The organism is Polaribacter uvawellassae (genome assembly GCF_039748955.1).
In the GTDB taxonomy this organism is placed as follows: domain Bacteria; phylum Bacteroidota; class Bacteroidia; order Flavobacteriales; family Flavobacteriaceae; genus Polaribacter; species Polaribacter uvawellassae.
The window spans coordinates 260,460-280,759 of record NZ_JBDIZN010000001.1 but is presented as its reverse complement, the minus strand read 5'-3'; the positions used below and the strand labels follow the sequence as shown (position 1 = coordinate 280,759).

The window sequence follows — 20,300 nt, the reverse complement described above, 5'->3', positions numbered from 1 at the left end:
TGTAAATCAAAGGTTACATAACAATCATTTAAAGACTTAACTTAGACTTAACCTTCTGTTGACGCAAGGTTAATTTTAGTCTAACATTTCCTTTACAAAGCCACTAGACATTTGCAGTATGTTAAAAGATAATAATATATAGTAAAGAAAAAATGAAAAAAATAATCATTGTATTTGTATTTTTAAGTCAATTAATTTCTGCTCAAAGTAAAGGAACTGTAAAAGGAATTATAACCGATGCAGACTCTAATAATGAACCTTTACCATTTGCAAATGTATTTATAAAAGGATCTACTGTTGGGCAAACAACAGATTTTGACGGGAACTATTTACTAAATGTTGATGCAGGAAAACACATACTGGTTTTTAGTTTTATTGGATATAAAACGTTAGAAAAACAGATTGATGTAAAAGGTAAAGAAACCTTAATTATTAACGAAAAGTTAAGTGTAGAAGATGGAGTTACATTAGATGAAATAAAAATTGAATCAACTATCAACAGAGCAAAAGTTTCTGCAATTTTATTAGATCAAAAGAAAGCAGTTGCAATTAAGACGACTATTGGCGCTCAAGAATTAGAAAATAAAGGAATTTCTGATTTGGCAACTGCCGTAACGAAAGCAACCGGGATTTCTAAACAAGAAGGCTCTAATTACATTTTTGTAAGAGGTTTAGGAGACAGGTACAACTCTACTACATTAAACGGATTGCCAATTCCGTCTAATAATCCGTCAAGAAAAAACATTACGTTAGATATTTTTTCTACAGATATTGTTCAGAAAATTGATATTAATAAAATTTATAACGGTGCAATTTATGGAGATTTTGGTGGCGCAAATGTTAATATTGTTTCTAAAGAACATGTTGGTAAACCATCTTTAGAAATTGGATTTGGTTCTGGAACAAACTCAAATTTATCGAACGATTTTTATGTACAAGACGGCCCAAGTTTTACAGGGTTTTATAACAACAATTATTCAGCAAATGTTTTAAGCGGATATAATTTTTCTACAAGTTGGGATAATGTTTCTAAATCGCCAATTGCAACAAATTTATCTATTAAAGGTGGAAAAAAGTTTCAAATTGGAGAAGAAGGAAGTTTTAATTTATTTGCAACAGCATCTTTTTCTAACGGATTTAAATTTAAAGAAGGAATTAATCGCGGAAGTGTAAATGCACAAGGTTTAGCGTTTACAGATTATACGTTTAAATCGTACGATTACAACACAAATACAACTGCAATGTTAAATGCGGCGTATAAAATAAATACAAATAATACGTACAAGTTTAGCTCGTTATTTATCAACTCTTCAAGCCAAAGTTTAGATGAATATAATGGTGTAATTAACGTTTTTGATAATGCAAGTAATGGCGGCGGATTTGTAAAAAGAGCCACTTTTGATAAAACAGCGTTGTTTGTAAATCAGTTTTTAGGAAACCATAAATTTGGAGAAAAAATTACGGTTGATTGGGGCGTTTCTTACAACCATATTAACAATGTAATTCCTGATAGAAGGCAAAATATGTTGGTGCCAAAAAGTGATAACGATCCAACGGGCGTAAAAACAGTCTCGGATTTAGCAGCATCAGACAATCATCGTTTTTTTCAAGAATTATTTGAAGATGAAGTTTCTGCAAACTTAACAGCATCGTACTTTTTCTCAAAAGATAAAGAAGATGAATATAAAGGGGAAATTACTGTTGGTTATAGCGGAAGATTTAAAAAAGTAGATTTTAAAGCAACACAATTTAATTTTAGAATTAATAGAAATGTAGCACAACCAGTTGTAAATCCATCAAATTTAGATGCGTATTTTACACAATCTAATTTAACAAATAATTTGTTTAAAGTAGAAACATTTAGAGGTGATGCATCAACACAAAACGCTTTAGATCCACAAACTTATTTTGGAAATCAATATATAAATGGTGGTTTTGCAGAAGCACAATATAAATTTAATTCAAAACTTACAGCTGTAATCGGATTAAGATTTGAGCATATTTACCAAGATATTGCATGGAAAACATCATTAGATCCAAGCGGAGACAAAGATGCTTTTGCAAAGTTTGAGTTTTTACCAAATGCTAATGTAAAATATGCTGTAAACGAAAAAAACAACTTAAAATTTGCAGCAAGTAAATCGTACACTTTACCACAATATAAAGAAAGAGCGCCTTTCCAATTCGAAGAGGTAACTCAAATTAAATTTGGTAATCCAGATTTAGATGTTTCTACCAATTATAATGCAGATATTAGATGGGAATATTTTCCTACAAGAGAAGAGGTTATTTCTGTAACAGGTTTTGGTAAAATTATTCAAAATCCAATTAACGAAGTTGTTGTAGCATCTGCAACAAACGATATTTCTTATGTAAATACAGGAAAACAAGCAACTATTTTTGGAGCAGAATTTGAAATTAGAAAAAACCTTTTTTCATTAGAAAATGATAAAGAAACAGAGGTATTGACAAATAAATTATCTGCAGGATTTAATGCTTCATATATGTATTCTAATCAAGATTTTGATAGATTTAAAGTAATTAACGAAACCAATTTAAATGTAAATTTTACCAATAACGAAGGAAAATTAACAGGAGCATCAGACTTAATTTTAAATGCCGATGTAACTTTTACAAAAGATTTTTCTAAAACAGCTAATCTTTTAACAACTGTAACTTATAACTATTTTTCTGATAGAATAGCAGCCATTGGTTCTGCAGGTAAAGGAGATTTAATAGATAAAGGAATTGGAAGTTTAGATGTAATTGTAAAATCTCAAATTTCTAAAAAAGTAAAATTAGGTCTTTCAGTAAAAAACATTTTAAATCCATCAGTAAAAAGAGTTCAAGACATTCAAAACATTGAAGTTTTATCTTTTAAAAATGGAGTAAACGCTAGCTTTTCTTTAACCTATAAATTAGACTAAAGTCGCTTAACATAAGCATAACAAAAAAAGAGAACGCTTAACAGTCTTTTAAACTTTTGGTAAAATAGGTATTAAACAAGAAGTATTTCTTTGTGATAGAAATAATTAAAAACATAAAATGAAAAAAAGAGTATTATTATTAGTAGCAATTGTAGCAATTGCATTTACAAGTTGTACAGTTTCAAACGAAGAACCAGATAATGGTTTTATAGTTGATGCAACAAATTTTAAAGGAAATATTACACAAGGAACTGTAACTTTAAATGCAGGTTTAGAATACAATTTAACAGGTGCATTAGTTGTGCAAGAAGGCGCTAAATTGGTAATTCCGGCAGGAACAGTTATTAAAGCATCTGGAGGAACAAGTTCTTATATAGCAGTAGCACAAGGAGCGCAAATTTTTGTTGACGGAACAGCAACAAACCCTGTTATTATGACTTCTTCAAAAGCAACTCCAGCACCAGCAGATTGGGGTGGATTGGTAATTTGTGGAAAAGCACCAACAAATAAAGGAGCAACAGCAACTGCAGAAGTTTCTGATTTAACGTATGGAGGAACAGTAACAAACGACAACTCTGGGTCAGTTAGATATTTAAGAGTAGAATATACTGGAGCAACTTTTAATGGATCAAAAGAATTTAACGGAGTTTCATTATTCGGTGTGGGTTCTGGAACTACTTTCGAATATGTACAGTCTTATAATGGAGGCGATGACGGAATTGAATTTTTTGGAGGAACAGTAACTGGTAAATACTTAGTTTCTACAGGTTCAGGTGATGATTCAATCGACTTTGCTGATGGATGGTCTGGAACAGGACAATATTGGTACATTAGTAAAGGAACAAAAGCAGGAATTGAAGGATCTAATAATGGAGATGATGGAAACGCTTCACCAACAACAACAGCCGTATTAAAAGATATTTCTATTGTTGGACCAGGTTCTGAAGGCGCTTTATACATTAAAGAAGGCGGTGGTCACTGGACTGCATCAAACATTTTTGCTTCAGGATTTGATTTAGGAATTAAAATTAAATCATCTGATGCCGCAGCAAATGCAAATGTAAAAAACGGAAACATTGTTATAACAAATATTCAGTTTGATAATGTGACTAAAAAAGATGAATACACAGGAACTGAGACTTACTTTACAGAAGGAACAAACTCAGGAGCAGGAAACGGTAAAAATGCACCAACTTGGGCAGCTGGTTGGACAGTAGGATTGTAAATTATAGAATTATTTGAGAATAAAAGCAGGCTTAGGTCTGCTTTTTCTTTTTTACTGTAAAACAGTAGTTTATGTTATATAATATAAAATAATAATGTTGAGAATAATAATAATTTTATATCTTTAAAAACTCTTTACTTTTAAACTTTTTACACATGAAAAAAAATTACTTTTTAACTTTTTTATTAACCCTTTTTATTAGTGTTTTTTCTTTTGGACAAGAAATGCTTCTTAACGGAGGTTTTGAAAACTGGGATAGCGATACCAGTCCAACTAACTGGACAAAAGTAGAAAATACAACTAAAGATGCTACAGAGAAACATGGCGGCTCTTTTTCTGCGAAACACATTGGTGGAACAAAAGATTTAGGTCAAACAATAACAGGAATTGTCCCTGGAGATAGCTACACAATTACAATTTGGTATAAAGTTACTGCTGGTGATGCAACTTCTGCAAGAATTTGGTCTTATTGGAAAGATAATTCAAACTCAAACATTGATAACAATGATGTTGATACAGAAGATGCAATTAGAGGTCCAAACAATGCTTATTTAGATAATAATGGCGGAGTATGGTCAAAATATGAAACAACAATTACTGCGCCAGCAGGTGCTGCAAAATTTTATTTTGAATTAAGAACATATAGCGGAGCAACAGTTTATTGGGATGATTTATCATTTATGCATAATGTTGCATCAACAGACCCAATATTAACAATTGCACAACCAACCGAAGGACAAGTTTTTGATGCTAGAACAAATGTTTCTGTTTTAATTGGCGTTAACAATTTTAATGTTGCAGCAGGAGGAACAGGAGATGGTTATATTAAATGGAAGTTAAACGACGTTGCTCAAGCAGACAAGACAGACGTAAATGACATTAATTTAACTGTTGCCCCTGGAAACTCATATAAAATTTATATGGAATTAGTAGATAATTCTGGCAACCCTTTAAGTACACCTGTAAATAAAACTGTAAATTTTTCAGTAGCACAACCGTGTGATTTAGTTCTTACAGCTATTACAACAACTTGTGATGCAATAACCAGTGGTGTTGATACTTACAATGGCTCAATTGCTTTTACAGGAGGAAATACAGGAGGCACTTATGCAATTACTGCTCCGGCAGGAATAGTAGTTGGTGGAGATGATCCAAACACTTCTGCAACGGGTACAATTACATTTACAGGAATGACAGAAGGAATGGATACAGAAATTACTATTGTGGGTTCTGGTACAAGTAGTTGTAATTATACAAAAACTTTAAAAGCTCCAACTTGTGTTCCTTTTCCAATTACAGAAACATTTAATTATACTGCTGATACAGATTTAATAGCAGCTTCTAATTGGAGTAATCATAGCACATCATCAACACCAAATAATATACAGGTTAAAACAGCAAATTTAACTAATTATTATACGGCTGCACAATATCCAGACCCAACAGGTAATATGGTAAGTTTAGTTAGTGGAGGAAGTGATCCGGCAATTAAATTTAACGAGACAAGTACAGGTATTGTTTATACTTCTTTTTTGTTTCAGATAACAAATATGGATGACTTTAAAACTAATACTAATGGAGATTACTTTGCTATTTTAGCTCAACCAAATGGTTCTTTTAAAGTAAGGCTTTGGGTAAAAGACAATACAGCAGAAGGAAAAACTTTTCAAGTTGGTATTAGTAATGATGGTACAGGAATTTTTGATAGAGGTTTTACTGCTAATATAGCAGAACCAGTTTTTGTAGTGATGGCTTATAATTTTGATACACATGTAATTTCATTATGGATAAACCCAGATGCAGCAACATTTGAAACAGGAACGCCTCCAAGCACTAACGCATCTACAACTGTCGTTGGATCTGCTGTTGCAACATCATTAAGTAAATTTATTTTGAGACAAGATAAATCTTCTGATACACCAGCAATAGATTTTGATGAATTACGTATAGGAACTACATGGGCTCAAGTAACTCCAAAAGGAGCAACAGCAAGTATTGGAGAAAACACAATTGAAGGTTTTGTAGCTTACCCAAACCCTGTAAATAATGGAAAACTAACGATTACGTCTTCTAATAGTGATGAAAAAGAAGTAACTATTTTTAATGTAATTGGAAAACGAGTTTTTACTCAGAAATTCCTTGGAAGAACGAAGCAATTAAATATTTCTCATATAAGTTCTGGAATTTACATTATGAAAGTAATTGAAGGTAATAAAATAGCGACTAAAAAGCTAGTTATTAAATAACCTTATTTAGTTCTAATGATTTTAAAAAAACCTCGAATTTTCGAGGTTTTTTTATTTTTAGTAACTTCACAATAAAAAATTATTGCTATGAATTTACAAATCAACTTAGAAAATATTTTATTTCTTGATATAGAAACTGTTCCGCAAGAAGAAAATTGGCACGCAGTTTCCGAAACAACTCAATTGCTTTTTGAACAAAAAACAGCGTATCAACGAAAAGAAGAATTTACTCCCGAAGATTTTTATGAACGTGCCGGAATTTGGGCAGAATTTGGCAAAATAATCTGTATTTCGGTTGGGTATTTTACATCAAATCAAAAGGAAAAACAATTACGTATAAAATCGTTTTTTGGCGATGATGAAAAAGTTTTATTACTGGAGTTTAAAGAATTGCTAGATATGCACTTTAACAGAAAAGAACACGTTTTATGTGCACATAACGGAAAAGAGTTTGACTTTCCGTATATAGCCAGAAGAATGATTATCAACAGAATTGAATTGCCTAAAAAATTAAATTTATTTGGTAAAAAACCTTGGGAAATTCCGCATTTAGATACCATGGAGTTGTGGAAATTTGGCGATTATAAACATTATTCTTCTTTAAAATTATTAACATCTATTTTAGGAATTCCATCACCAAAAGATGATATTGATGGAAGCGAAGTTGCCGATGTTTATTATAAAGAAAAAAACTTGGATAGAATTGTAACGTATTGTGAAAAAGACACCGTTGCTGTTGCGCAATTAGTATTGCGTTTTAATAATGAAGAATTGCTTGAAGAGTTTCAAATTGTAAGAGCTTAATTAGCCTTCTAATTTCATTGAAAGTTCTAACCAACGTTCTTCTTTTTGTTCTAAATCGAAAATAATTTTCTCTAATTCTTGTGATTTCTCGTTAATTTCTTCCGGAGAAATTTCGTTATTTGCAAACTGATGTTCGATATGAGTTTTCTTTTTCTCTAACTTAGCAATATCGTTTTCTAGCAAACCAAATTCTCTATTTTCGTTAAAACTTAATTTTCCTTTTGGTTTAGAAACAGTTTTTGTTACTTCTTTTTTTGATGAAGGGATATTCGGTTTTTCTTCTCTAGGTTTAGAATCTTCATAGGCTCTAAAATCTGAATAATTTCCCGGAAAATTTTCGATCACTCCTTCTCCCCTAAAAACAAAAAGAGAATCCATTATTTTGTCCATAAAATACCTGTCGTGAGAAACTACTAATAAGTTTCCTGGGAAATCTAACAAGAAATTTTCTAAGACGTTTAAGGTTACAACATCTAAATCGTTTGTGGGTTCATCTAAAATTAAAAAGTTTGGATTCTGAATTAAAACCGCACATAAATACAACCGTTTTTGTTCGCCACCACTTAATTTTTCTACAAAATCGTATTGCTTTTTTCTATCAAATAAAAACCGCTCTAATAATTGCCCAGCCGTAATTTTTCTGCCTTTGGTTAACGGAATATATTCTCCAAATTCTTTAATAACTTCAATTACTTTCTGACCTTCTTTTATGGTAATTCCGCTTTGCGTATAATAGCCGAATTTTACGGTTTCTCCTAAGATAACTTTACCGCCATCAACAGAAGTTTTTTGTGTAATCACATTTAAAAAAGACGATTTTCCTGTTCCGTTTTTACCAATAATTCCGATACGTTCTCCACGTTTAAAAACATAATCAAACCCATCTAAAATTAATGTATCATCAAACGATTTTTTAATTTTATGCAACTCAAGAATTTTACTTCCCAAGCGTTCCATATTTATTTCTAATTGTACTTGATGATCTTGTCTTCTTTTGTGTGCTTTTTCTTTGATTTCGTAAAAATCATCGATTCTAGATTTTGATTTTGTAGTACGTGCTTTTGGTTGACGACGCATCCAATCTAGTTCTTTGTTATAAAGGTTTTTAGCTTTGTCAACAGCCATTTGTTCTAAGGCAATTCGTTCTTCTTTTTTCTCTAAATAATACGAATAATTGCCTTTGTATTTGTATAATTTTCCGTGATCTAATTCTACAATTTCGTTACACACACGTTCTAAAAAATAACGATCGTGCGTAACCATAAACAGCGTTATTTTTTCTTTAGCAAAGTAACTTTCTAACCATTCAATCATTTCTAAATCTAAATGATTTGTTGGTTCGTCTAAAATTAATAAATCGGGTTTATTAATTAAAACAGTTGCTAAAGCCAACCGTTTTTTTTGTCCACCAGAAAGATCAGAAACTTTTTGTAGTAAATTATCGAACTTTAATTTTGATAAAATTTGTTTGTATTGGGTGTCAAAATCCCAAGCATTGTGTTGCTCCATCAATTCAAATGCCTTTTGATACGCTTCTGCATTTTCTGGGTTTTCTAACGCCTTATTGTATTGCTCAATAACTTGCAGAGTTTGGTTTTCTGAAGAAAAAACAACTTCTTTAATGGTGAGTTTTGGGTCTAATTCATCATTCTGAGCTAAATACGAAATCTGAATTCCTTTTCTGCTAATTACTTGTCCTGTATCAGGAACATCTAAACCAGCAATAATGTTTAAAATGGATGTTTTTCCACTTCCATTTTTGGCAACAAATGCTACTTTTTGATCTTTGTTGATTCCAAAAGAAAGATCTTCAAAAAGGATTCTTTCGCCGTAAGATTTAGAGATATTTTCTACTGATAAGTAATTCACTATAAAAAGTTTTTACAAAGAACCTAAAAACTAATCAAACTATAAGAGGTTTTAGGCAATTTATCTTTTAAGAAATATTATAAATACTATCTTGCAACGTTATTTGTTATTTTTTGATGAAATTAAGTGTTACTTCTTTGCTCTTACTTCTTTTTTTGTGGAATCCAATTAAGGTATTCTCACAAGATAGCATTCCTATTTCACCAAATTTAAAAGAAGAAAATTTTTTAAAATTTCAAGATCACTTTTTTAAAGCTTTGGCGCAAAAATCTATTTATAATTATAGAGTTGCCATAGAAAATCTAGAAAAATGTAATGAGTTAAAACCAAATGATGTTTCGGTTTTATTTGAGCTTTCTAAAAATTATTTGATGATGAAACGCTTTTTAGAAGCAGAACAATATGCAACGCAAGCTTTAAAAATTGAGCCTGAAAATTATTGGGTTTTAGAACATTTAGGAAAAATATATTTGGCTTCTAGTAATATTAAACGTGCGATTGTAATTCAAGAAAAAATTGTAAAAATCAATCCAAAAGGAAGAGAAAAATTAGTGTATTTATACTTTCAAAACAATCAATTAGAAAAAGCAAAAACACTTTTAAATGATTTAGAAAAAACAAATCAATTAACACCAGGTTTAATTCATTTAAGAAAAGAATTTGTAAAATCAACAGTTGCAACAAAAGTCGAAAAAGTAAAAGGTTTGTCAGAATTTATTAAAGAATTTGAATCTGATAAAAGTTTTGAGTCGCTTTATAAAATATTAACTTTGTCGGCAAATACCAACACCAATGTTTTGCTATCTTATAGTCAAATTGGTTTAGAGCTTTTTCCTGCGCAAGCTTTTGTTTATTTAATGAACGCAAAGGCGTTAAACCAGAATAATAATTTTGAAAAAGCAATTGAACAATTATTAAACGGAATAGACTTTGTGATTGATGATAAAAATTTAGAAGCTGATTTTTATGAAGAACTTGCCATAAGTTATGGTAAATTAGGAAACAAAAAAGAAGCAATAAAAAACAAAAATAAAGCGTTAGCATTACGTAAAAAATAAGAATAAAAATGAAGTTTTTTAGAGTTGTAATCATTTTAATATTAGCATTTACTTCGTGTAAATCTAGCAGAACAGCAATTGGTAGTTCTGCTGATATAAAATCAATTTCGGCAAAGAAAGTTTCTAAAAAACACATCCAAAATAAATTTCATAAAAATACTGTAGAAGCAAGACTTAAAGTTGCCTATAAAGACAATAAAACTGATGAAAATTTAACTGTAAAATTACGAATAGACAAAGACAAAGTTATTTGGTTAAACGCTACTTATTATGGCGTAATTGCAGCTCGAGTTAAAATAACACCCAATTCTGTTAGCTATTACGAAAAAATAAATAGAACGTATTTTAAAGGTAATTTTGAATTGCTAAAAAAGATGTTAGGAACTGAAGTTAATTTTACACAATTGCAAAATTTATTATTAGGACAAACAATACTTGATTTAAACGCTCAAAAATACAAAGCTGTTGTAGATAATAACGCACATTTATTGATTCCAGAAAAACAAAAAGCATTGTTTGATATTTTGTTTTGGATCAATCCAATTCACTTTAAATTAGACAAGCAAGAATTGTACAATTCACTTAAAAATCAATCCTTAAAAGTTGCCTACAAAAGATACACAACAACAGACGGAGAAGTATTTCCGAAGAATATAGAAATTAGAGCAATAGGAAAAAATAGCTTTACAAATATAGACATAGAATATAGATCGGTTATTTTTAATAAAAAGTTTTCTACACCTTTTAAAGTACCAAACGGATATAAACAAGTTGTTTTTTAATGAAACCTTTTAAATTTTTTTTCTGTGTTTTTCTGATTGCATTATTTTCTAATATTGCTACTTCTCACGCGCAAACAAGAAAAGAACTAGAAGAAAAAAGGAAAAAGTTAAAGCAAGAAATTCTTCAAGTAAACAAGTTGTTGTTTTCTGAACAAAAGAAAGAAAAAAACGCTTTAGATGCTTTAGAAGATCTTAATCAGAAAATAGTTACTAGAGCAGATTATATTGCATCTATCAATAAAGAAGTGGCGCTTTTATCATCAGAAATAAAGCAAAACGAAAAAAGAATTACAAAACTAACCAAGCAACTTACTTCTTTAAAGAAAGATTATGCCGATATGATTTTTAAATCATACAAAAGTAAATCTAAACAAAGTCAGTTGTTGTTTTTAATGTCTTCAGAAAGTTTTCAGCAAGCTTATAAACGTGTGCAGTACATGAAACAATATACTAAGTTTAGAAAAAAACAAGGACAAGAAATTGTTTTACAAACGGATGTAATAAAAAAACTAAACGATTCACTTTTATTTACAAAACAAGAAAAAGACACGTTGATAAAAGTAGAAACAGAAGAGAAACAAAAAATTGAAATTGATAAAAAAAACAAAGAAAAATTGGTTTCTCAAATCAAAAGAAAAGAAAAACAATACATCAGAGAAATAAATGCAAAGCAAAAAGAAGAACGTAAAATTGCAGCTCAGATAGATAAAATTATTAAAGAGGCTATTGCAAAATCAAATGCAAAAAAAGGCAATAAAAAATCAACCAGTTTTGCATTAACTCCAGAAGCAAAAGCCTTAGCATTAAAATTTGAACAAAATAAAGGAAAACTTCCTTGGCCTGTAAAAAGCGGATTGGTTGTTCGTAGATTTGGAAAACAATCGCACCCAACATTACGCGGAATTACAATTACAAGTTCTGGGTTACATATTGCCACAGAAGAAGGTTCAACAGCTCAAAGTGTTTTTAACGGAAAAGTATTGGCAATACAAGTTTTATCTGGTGGAAGAAAAGCAATTTTAATTCAGCATGGAAATTACATTACAACCTATAATAATTTAGAATCGTTAACAGTAAATAAAGGCGATAACGTTGTTACAGGACAAGTTCTAGGAAAAATATTTACCAATAAAGTTACTGGAAAAACAACATTAGTTTTTGTGTTACACAAAGAAACACAACGACAAAACCCATCAAGTTGGTTGCTAAAAAGGTAGTTTAGTTGAAAAATGTTTTTCGAGGCTTTGCATCGAAATTCAAATAAAATTGTCATTCCCGTGAAAACGGGAATCTAACTAAAGAATCTTCTTCTTTTTGCCTTTTTAAGTAATAACACAAACTCTTTAGTTAAACAAAGCTTTTAATTCTGTTGCTTTATTTGGCTCTAATTTTCCTGATAAAATTAAGCTCAATTGCTTTCTTCTTAAAGCGCCATCAAAACGTTCTTTTTCTAATGTTGTTTCTGGTGTAACTTGCGGAACAGGAACAGGACTTCCAGTTTCATCAACAGCAACAAAGGTGTAAATTCCTTCGTTTACTCTTGCTCTTTCTCCAGATTCTCGGTCTTCAATCCAAACATCCACATAGATTTCCATAGAAGATTTAAAAGCTCTAGAAACCTTTGCTTCAACAGTAACAACGCTACCAACAGGAACTGCTTTTGTAAATGCAACGTGATTTACAGATGCAGTTACAACAATTCTTCTAGAATGACGACGAGCAGCAATACTACAAGCTCTGTCCATTCTTGCCAGAATTTCTCCACCAAATAAATTATTTAAAGGATTTGTTTCGCCTGGTAAAACCATATCTGTTAAAACAGTTAATGATTCTTTTGGAGTTTTTGAATGCATTAGAAATAGAAATTTAAATTTTCCGCAAAGATAAGCAATAAGAGATGAATCTTATTGTGATATTCGTCTTAAAAAAGTGATTTTACTGTAGTTTCTTTATAAACATCCAAGCATCTTCAGAATAAGTATCTCTGATTTTTTCTAGATTTTTATAAGCTTCTGCTCTGGTTTCGAAACTAGAATAGGTTACTTGCGTTAAGCCCCATTTATTTTTCCCTATAATTTCTGCATTAAAACCTTTTGCTTTTAATTGGCGTAATTTTTTTTCAGCATTTTCAGGAAATTCAAAGGCACCAGCAATAATATGAAAGTTTTTAGGTGTTTCTTTTGCAACATTTAATTGAATTGTCGGTAACGGATCTCCAATTACAAAAGTTGCAGATTGTATTTTTTTCTCAAGATCTTGTTGCTGTTTTGCGTACTGTTCTTTTAATTGATTGTTTTGATAACCATTCCAACCAATTGCGCCAACAGTTAAAAATATGGCAGCTGCAGCAGCATATTTTATAAATCTTGATGATGATTTTTTTGCAACAACAGGCGTTAATTTTGTTGCTTGTTGTTGATATTCTAAACGTTTTACTGCTGGAGAACTTAAAGTGTTCATTCCAAACGTTTCAATCAAATAATTTGATTCTGAATTTGGTTCAAAGATTAGTTGATTTTCTTTATTTAAAGACAAACTACCAACTTTACCAATAACAACAGCTTCTGTTTTTAATTGCGCGTTCCAAGCTTTTACAACTTCACTAATCTTTTCTGATGCTTTTTCAAAAGAAATATTTTCTGATGAAGCAATATGATTGGCTAATAAACCATCATTATTTTTTAAATGCGCATTAAAAGTAACTTGTTTTGTTGGCGGATAAAATGTATGTGAAAAATGATTCACTTTCGCCGAAATAGCATTGGTTACAAATCCTCCAAAATCTGGAATAATTACGCAATCGTATCTGTATAATAAATCGTTGATGTAGCTAGTTAAAGTCATAGAAACAAAGTTAGTATTTTTTTGTAAAAAAAACGAAGGTGATTAGAAACTTATCAACAAAAATTTATTGTATATTGAGTGTCAATTTATTGCGATTTGAAAAAAGAAAAATTACTAGCCATTTTGCGTTTGCAAAAAACAAAAGCTGTGGGCGATATTTTAGCAAAAAAACTAATTGTCGCTACCGGAGATGTTCGTCAGATTTTTAAAGAGAAACCAGCTACTTTATTAAAAATCAACGGAATTGGAACGCATGTTACCAATCAATTATTTGATAATCAACACAAAAATTTAGCAGAAAAAGAGCTCGAATATATTGAGCAGAATAATATTGCAACTTCTTATTTTTTAGATGATGATTATCCAAAAAACTTGCAACAATGTATTGATTCGCCCATTTTATTTTTTAAAGATGGAAATATCAACCTGCAAAACGAACGCATCATTAGCATTGTTGGCACAAGAAATATGACGTCTTACGGAAGCGGTTTTTGTAATGAATTGATCAAAGATTTAACGGCGTATAATCCGATTATTGTAAGTGGTTTTGCTTATGGAGTTGATATTTGTGCACATAAAGAAGCGATAAAAAACAAACTACAAACTATTGCCGTTTTAGCGCACGGATTTGAGCAAATTTATCCGAAATCACATAAAAAGTACATCAATCAAGTGAATGAAAATGGCGGTTTTATTACAGAATTTTGGCATGATGAAGATCCGTTAAGAGAACATTTTCTACAAAGAAATAGAATTGTAGCAGGAATTTCTCAAGCAACAATTATCATAGAATCTGCAGAAAAAGGAGGTTCGTTGGTTACTGCAGATATTGCCAATTCGTATAGTCGAGACGTTTTTGCAGTTCCTGGAAGAACAACAGATTTATATAGTAAAGGTTGTAATCGTTTGATGAAAGACAACAAAGCAGCGTTGTTAACTTCTGCAGAAGATGTTGCAAAAATGTTGAATTGGGATCTTGATTCAAAACAGAAAAAGTCAAAACCTATTCAAAAACAACTGTTTGTTGAACTGAATAACACCGAACAAAAAGTGTACGATTATTTGCTTCAAAACGGCAAACAACTTTTGGATATAATTGCTATAGATTGTGATATTCCAATTTACAAATTAGCGCCTTTATTATTACAATTAGAAATGAAAGGTGTTGTACAACCTTTGCCGGGAAAATTGTTTGAAGTGTAGTTTTTATCCTTATTTTTGATAAAAATCATAAGAAATGGCATCCGAAGAAAAATTAATGTCGCAAAAAAAACCTGCTTTTCCTGTTAATGAGTTATTAAATGACTATTTGATAGAAAATAGTAGAAATATAAAAATTCCGATTTTTTATGATGACTTACTTCGTTTTCAAGGTTCTGTAGTTGTGTATGATAAAAATGATGAAGACACACTTTGGGTACGAACGTATTATTCTGAATTTGAACGACAAGAAATTGATTTAAGTTTAAAAAAAGTTTACACAATATTGCATTCTAACGGAAACGAAGAAACCATTAAATACTTAAATATTGATGCTGTTGATTATTGCACGTTTGGCAATTCGAAACCTTTTCGTGTAAAAGTTCGGAATATTTTAAACGATAATTACACGTATTTTTATGTAAAAAAAACAGACGCTTCTCGAGTATATGGATTAGAATTAGAACATATTTTATCGCCTTATAATTTAAATTTTTTGGTGTACAAAGACACGTTAATAGAAGAACATATTGCAGGAATTCCTGGAGACGATTTTATCAAAGATTTTTTACCAAAATGTACAGAATCAGAAAAATCGCAAATTGCAAAAGAGTTTGTAAAGTTTAACGAACGCTGTATGATTCGGCTTTTAGGAGACATGCGTTCTTATAATTATGTGATTGTGCCAACGCACGATTTTGATCATATTGTATATAAAATTAGAGCCATAGATTTTGACCAGCAAAGTTTTGAAGGAAAGTTTAAAGTCTATTATCCGCAGTTTTTTAAAGAAAATAATAAAATGGTTTCTTTGGTTGGTGAAAAGCTACAGGATTCTTCTATTGAGCAATATAAAATTGAAGAACGCTCTATTGTTGCAAAAAGAATTTTAAGTTCTGAGAATAGAATTACCCAGTTGATAAACGCTATGAAACATGATACCATTTCAACTGAGAAAAATGTAACGTTGCTAAAAAATCAAATTTTTGATTTTACCTTAGATGTTAATTTTAAGAAAAGTAATAATATGGGTGAAATTATTGAAACTGCTTTAGAGTTTGTAAAACGGAATTATCAAGACGAAAACCCGAAATAGAATTTTACTTTTTCTTTGAGCGAATACTCTCAATTACAACAGTAGATAAAATCAACAATCCGCCAAAAAATGTGTTTAAAGTCGGAATTTCATTCAAGAAGAAAAAAGCTAAAAGAATTCCGAATATTGGCTGAATACTACTAATAATACTTGCTGTAGAAACGGAGAAATATGTCAGTTTTCTTACCATTAACGTATGTCCGATTGCAGTTGTTAATAAACCTAATAACAACAAATATGGCAATTGCGTTTCTATTCCAGAAGTATCAAAAAAGAACAATAATGGCGCAAATAAAATGGTGATAAAAAGCACTTGATAAAACATTAACATGGTTCCGTTATAAACCGCAACATGTTGTTTTAAAATTAAGATTCTTAACGAATAACACAAGGCTGAAATCACCCCTAAAATAATTCCTTTTACATGATTGCTTTCTAAATCAAATTCTGGTGCTAAAATGTAAATTCCGAGCAACACAACCAAACCTAAAACAATATGAATTGGATTGAATTTTGTTTTGATAAACAACGGTTCTAACAAAGCCGTAATTACTGGAAATGTATATAAAGACAACATTCCTAAAGCAACGTTTGAAAGTTTTAAAGCATAAAAATATGTAGTCCAATGCGCTGCCATAAAAATAGCTCCAAGTGTAAATGTGAAGAAATCTTTTTTAGAATGTATTTTAAGATCTATTTTTTTAAATCGGCAATAAGCATATAAAAAAACAAGCGCTAAAGCAGAACGCCACCAAACCATAATTGAAGGCGGCATTTCTATATATTTTCCTAAAACACCAGAAGTACTTATAAATAAAGTAGCGAGTAAAAGTTCTGAAATGTGTTTTAGATGTTCGTTTTTCATATTTTTTTTGTCTCCTCGAGCGGAGTCGAGAGATTGCTATTATGATTCTATATTTTAAAAGTTCTCGACTCCGCTCGAACGGACATGTTTATTTAATTTTTTCAAGAATAGACAATGCTTTACCTACAGAATCAATATGAATAAAAGTAATTAATAAACGCAAACCATTTTTGGTTTGTTTCTCTTTCATTACGCAACTTTTTGGATTTTGCTGAACATATTTTAACATGTTTGTAAAATCTTCTGTTTGATAAAAAGGACTTTGTTGATCAGAAACATAATAACCAATCATGCGTTTTTTCTTCAAGATAATTTTTTCTAATCCCAATTTTTTTGCCAACCATTTAATGCGAACAGAATCTAATAAATCTACAACTTGAATCGGAATTTCCCCAAACCGATCCGTGATTTCAGCTTCAAAATTTACCAATTCTTCTTCGGTTTTTAAGTCTCCCAATTTGTTGTATAAATTCAAACGTTCTGTAATAGAATTCACATAATCATCCGGAAATAAAATTTCGAAATCGGTATCAATCGTAACTTCCTTTATAAATTCTTTCGGTTTCGATTCATCAGCCGGATACAATGCTGCAAACTCGTTTTCTTTCAATTCTTCAATTGCTTCAGACAATATTTTTTGATAGGTATCAAAACCAATATCGTTGATAAATCCACTTTGTTCTCCGCCTAATAAATCTCCAGCGCCACGAATTTCTAAATCTTTCATAGCAATATTAATTCCGCTTCCTAATTCAGAAAATAATTCTAATGCAGCTATTCGTTTTCGAGCATCATCAGTCATCATATGATGCGGTGGCGTAATAAAATAACAGAACGCTTTTTTGTTTGATCTACCAACTCTACCACGCATTTGATGTAAATCTGATAACCCAAAATTATTGGCATTATTCACAAAAATGGTGTTGGCATTTGGTACATCTAACCCGCTTTCTACAATGGTTGTAGAAACCAATATATCAAATTCATTATTCATAAATCTGAGCATTAAATCTTCTAGTTTTTTTCCTTCCATTTGTCCATGACCAATTCCGATTTTTGCACTTGGCAATAAACGTTGTAATAAACCAGCAACTTCTTTAATGTTTTCAATTCTATTATGAATAAAAAATATTTGTCCACCACGAGAAATCTCATACGAAACAGCATCTCTAATGGTTTCTTCTGAAAATCGAATTACGTTAGTTTCTATCGGATGACGATTTGGTGGCGGCGTATTTATAACTGATAAATCTCTTGCAGCCATCAAACTAAATTGTAAAGTTCTTGGAATTGGAGTTGCAGTTAATGTTAACGTATCAACATTCTCTTTGATGGTTTTTAATTTGTCTTTTACAGCAACACCAAATTTTTGTTCTTCATCAATAATTAACAAACCTAAATCTTTAAACTGAATGCTTTTGTTGGTTAATTGATGTGTTCCAATTACAATATCAACTGAGCCGTCAGCAACTCCTTCAATAACTCCTCTTTTCTGACTTGCAGTTCTAAAACGGTTTAAATAATCTACTGTAACTGGAAAGTTTTTTAATCGATCAGTAAATGTTCTAAAATGTTGATATGCCAAAATTGTTGTTGGCACTAAAACAGCAACTTGTTTACCATTATCAACAGCTTTGAAAGCGGCCCTAATTGCAACTTCTGTTTTTCCGAAACCAACATCACCACAAACTAACCGATCCATTGGCTGTTGGTTTTCCATATCGGATTTTACATCTTGTGTTGCTGCTAATTGATCTGGTGTGTCTTCATAAATGAAACTCGCTTCCAGTTCATGTTGCATGTGTGTATCTGGTCCAAAAGCAAAACCTTTTTGCAGTTTTCTTTTTGCGTATAATTGAATTAAATTAAATGCAATATGCTTAACTCTTGCTTTGGTTTTTTGTTTGATTTTTTTCCAAGCACCAGAACCCAATTTGTAAATTTTTGGTGCTTTGCCATCTTTTCCATTAAATTTTGAAATTTTATGCAACGAGTGAATGCTGATGTATAAAATATCGCGGTCGCCATAAAATAACTTAATTGCTTCTTGCTTATTTCCTTCAACATCAATTTTTTGTAAACCACCAAATTTTCCAATTCCGTGATCTATATGCGTTACATAATCGCCAATTTCTAAATTATTGATTTCTTTTAACGTAATGGATTGCTTTTTTGCGTATCCGTTTTTTAATCTGAATTTATGATAACGTTCAAAAATTTGATGATCTGTATAACAAACTATTTTTTCATCAGTATCTATAAAACCTTCATGCAACGGAAAAACGATAGTTTCGTAGCTAACATCTTTTTCTACATCGTTAAAAATATCATGAAAACGTTCAGCTTGTTTTGTATTTGCGCAAAAAATATAATTGGTATAACCCTGTTTAGAATAGTTGTTTAAATTGGTAATTAATAAATCGAATTGCTTGTTAAAAGAAGGTTGGGGCAACACATTAAACCGAACATTTGTAGTTGTTTTTGCCTTTTCTGATTGATTGATTGCAACTGCAGAAAACTGATTTATTTGTTCTTTTATGTACGCGCCATTACAAAACAATTCTTCTGGATCTGCGCGTTTAATTTCTTTGGATAATTCTTTAAAAGCTTCGGTTGCTTTTGCGTAAAAAGTGTCTAATTTACCCGTTAATAAATCAATATTTTGATGAAAAATAATTGTTTTAGACGAAATGTATTTTAGAAAACTTTCTCTTTTTTCTTGCAGTGTTTTATTTTCAACATTTGGCATAATGCTGATTTTTTTCAATTTGTCAATAGAAAGTTGCGTTTCAACATCAAAAGTTCTGATGCTTTCTACTTCATCGCCAAAAAATTCTATTCTGTAAGGTTTGTCATTAGAAAAAGAAAATACATCTATAATTCCGCCACGCACAGAAAAATCGCCAGGTTCGGTTACAAAATCTACACGTTTAAAATGGTATTCAAACAAGACTTCGTTAACAAAATCTAACGAAAGATTTTCTCCAATATTTAATTTTAACGTATTCTTCTCAAGCTCTTTTTTAGTTACAACTTTTTCAAATAATGCATCTGGGTATGTAACAATAATTGCAGGTTTTTTTTGCGAATTAATTCTGTTTAAAACTTCAGAACGCAACAAAATATTTGCGTTATCTACTTCTTCAATTTGGTAAGGCCTTCTATAAGAACCAGGATAAAACAACACGTTTTTATCGCCCAATAATTGTTCAAAATCATTTAGAAAATAAGCAGCTTCTTCTTTATCATTAAAGATTAAAAGATAAGGTTTATCTATTTTTTTAAAAGTTTCGGAAATAACAAAAGACAACGACGAACCTACCAAATTCGTAATTTGAAAATGGTTCTTTTCGCGTTGAAGTTCCGATAAAATCTGCGCTGTTT

The 20,300-nt window shown here is 30.7% G+C and carries 14 protein-coding genes; 9 read left to right on the top strand and 5 right to left on the bottom strand.

What is annotated here, in order from left to right; translation table 11 throughout:
- Positions 1-152 precede the first annotated feature (152 nt).
- The 4 genes from ABDX67_RS01305 (at position 153) to ABDX67_RS01290 (ending at position 7,202) form a co-directional block, all read left to right on the top strand.
- Positions 153-2,927 carry a TonB-dependent receptor gene (locus tag ABDX67_RS01305; protein ID WP_347172965.1) on the top strand — a complete coding sequence of 925 codons (2,775 nt, stop codon included), beginning with the start codon at positions 153-155 and terminating at the stop codon, positions 2,925-2,927.
- A 118-nt stretch (positions 2,928-3,045) separates the two neighbouring features.
- Positions 3,046-4,152 carry a hypothetical protein gene (locus tag ABDX67_RS01300; protein ID WP_347172964.1) on the top strand — a complete coding sequence of 369 codons (1,107 nt, stop codon included), beginning with the start codon at positions 3,046-3,048 and terminating at the stop codon, positions 4,150-4,152.
- A gap of 155 nt (positions 4,153-4,307) precedes the next feature.
- Positions 4,308-6,398: a T9SS type A sorting domain-containing protein gene (locus ABDX67_RS01295; RefSeq protein ID WP_347172962.1), complete on the top strand. Its 2,091-nt coding sequence runs from the start codon at positions 4,308-4,310 to the stop codon at positions 6,396-6,398.
- Positions 6,399-6,485: 87 nt separating this feature from the next.
- A complete protein-coding gene (locus ABDX67_RS01290) occupies positions 6,486-7,202 on the top strand; it encodes a 3'-5' exonuclease (RefSeq protein WP_347172960.1) in 717 nt (238 codons plus the stop codon).
- Here ABDX67_RS01290 and ABDX67_RS01285 read toward each other — a convergent pair whose 3' ends face one another.
- A complete protein-coding gene (locus ABDX67_RS01285) occupies positions 7,203-9,071 on the bottom strand; it encodes an ABC-F family ATP-binding cassette domain-containing protein (RefSeq protein WP_347172958.1) in 1,869 nt (622 codons plus the stop codon). It lies immediately after the preceding gene.
- Positions 9,072-9,187: 116 nt separating this feature from the next.
- On the opposite strand from ABDX67_RS01285, the gene ABDX67_RS01280 reads away from it, so the two are divergent.
- From ABDX67_RS01280 to ABDX67_RS01270, 3 genes are read left to right on the top strand one after another with little or no spacing between them, the layout of a single operon-like run.
- Entirely contained in the window at positions 9,188-10,129 is a 942-nt protein-coding gene (locus ABDX67_RS01280) for a tetratricopeptide repeat protein (protein WP_347172956.1), read from the top strand.
- Positions 10,130-10,137: 8 nt separating this feature from the next.
- A complete protein-coding gene (gene lolB1, locus ABDX67_RS01275) occupies positions 10,138-10,911 on the top strand; it encodes a lipoprotein insertase outer membrane protein LolB1 (protein ID WP_347172954.1) in 774 nt (257 codons plus the stop codon).
- Positions 10,911-12,128, top strand: a complete 1,218-nt coding sequence (locus ABDX67_RS01270) for a murein hydrolase activator EnvC family protein (protein ID WP_347172952.1) — start codon at positions 10,911-10,913, stop codon at positions 12,126-12,128. The genes lolB1 and ABDX67_RS01270 overlap by 1 nt, the downstream gene beginning before the upstream one ends.
- A 126-nt stretch (positions 12,129-12,254) precedes the next feature.
- Here ABDX67_RS01270 and ABDX67_RS01265 read toward each other — a convergent pair whose 3' ends face one another.
- Positions 12,255-12,764, bottom strand: coding sequence for an acyl-CoA thioesterase (locus tag ABDX67_RS01265; RefSeq protein WP_347172950.1), 510 nt, complete (start codon positions 12,762-12,764; stop codon positions 12,255-12,257).
- Positions 12,765-12,846: 82 nt separating this feature from the next.
- Positions 12,847-13,755 (bottom strand): HU domain-containing protein, encoded by a 909-nt coding sequence (locus ABDX67_RS01260; RefSeq protein WP_347172948.1) that lies wholly within the window; start codon positions 13,753-13,755, stop codon positions 12,847-12,849.
- 96 nt (positions 13,756-13,851) lie between these two features.
- Here ABDX67_RS01260 and dprA point away from each other — a divergent pair, with 96 nt between their 5' ends.
- Together dprA and ABDX67_RS01250 are read left to right on the top strand one after the other, a co-directional pair.
- Positions 13,852-14,958, top strand: coding sequence for a DNA-processing protein DprA (dprA, locus tag ABDX67_RS01255; RefSeq protein ID WP_347172946.1), 1,107 nt, complete (start codon positions 13,852-13,854; stop codon positions 14,956-14,958).
- A 34-nt stretch (positions 14,959-14,992) separates the two neighbouring features.
- A complete protein-coding gene (locus tag ABDX67_RS01250; protein ID WP_347172944.1) occupies positions 14,993-16,051 on the top strand; it encodes a hypothetical protein in 1,059 nt (352 codons plus the stop codon).
- Between the two features lie 4 nt (positions 16,052-16,055).
- Here the strand turns inward: ABDX67_RS01250 and ABDX67_RS01245 are convergent, their stop codons facing one another.
- Both ABDX67_RS01245 and mfd read right to left on the bottom strand, forming a co-directional pair.
- Positions 16,056-16,916 carry a DMT family transporter gene (locus ABDX67_RS01245; protein WP_347172942.1) on the bottom strand — a complete coding sequence of 287 codons (861 nt, stop codon included), beginning with the start codon at positions 16,914-16,916 and terminating at the stop codon, positions 16,056-16,058.
- An 88-nt stretch (positions 16,917-17,004) separates the two neighbouring features.
- Positions 17,005-20,289 carry a transcription-repair coupling factor gene (gene mfd, locus ABDX67_RS01240; RefSeq protein ID WP_430438066.1) on the bottom strand — a complete coding sequence of 1,095 codons (3,285 nt, stop codon included), beginning with the start codon at positions 20,287-20,289 and terminating at the stop codon, positions 17,005-17,007.
- Between the last annotated feature and the right edge of the window lie 11 nt (positions 20,290-20,300).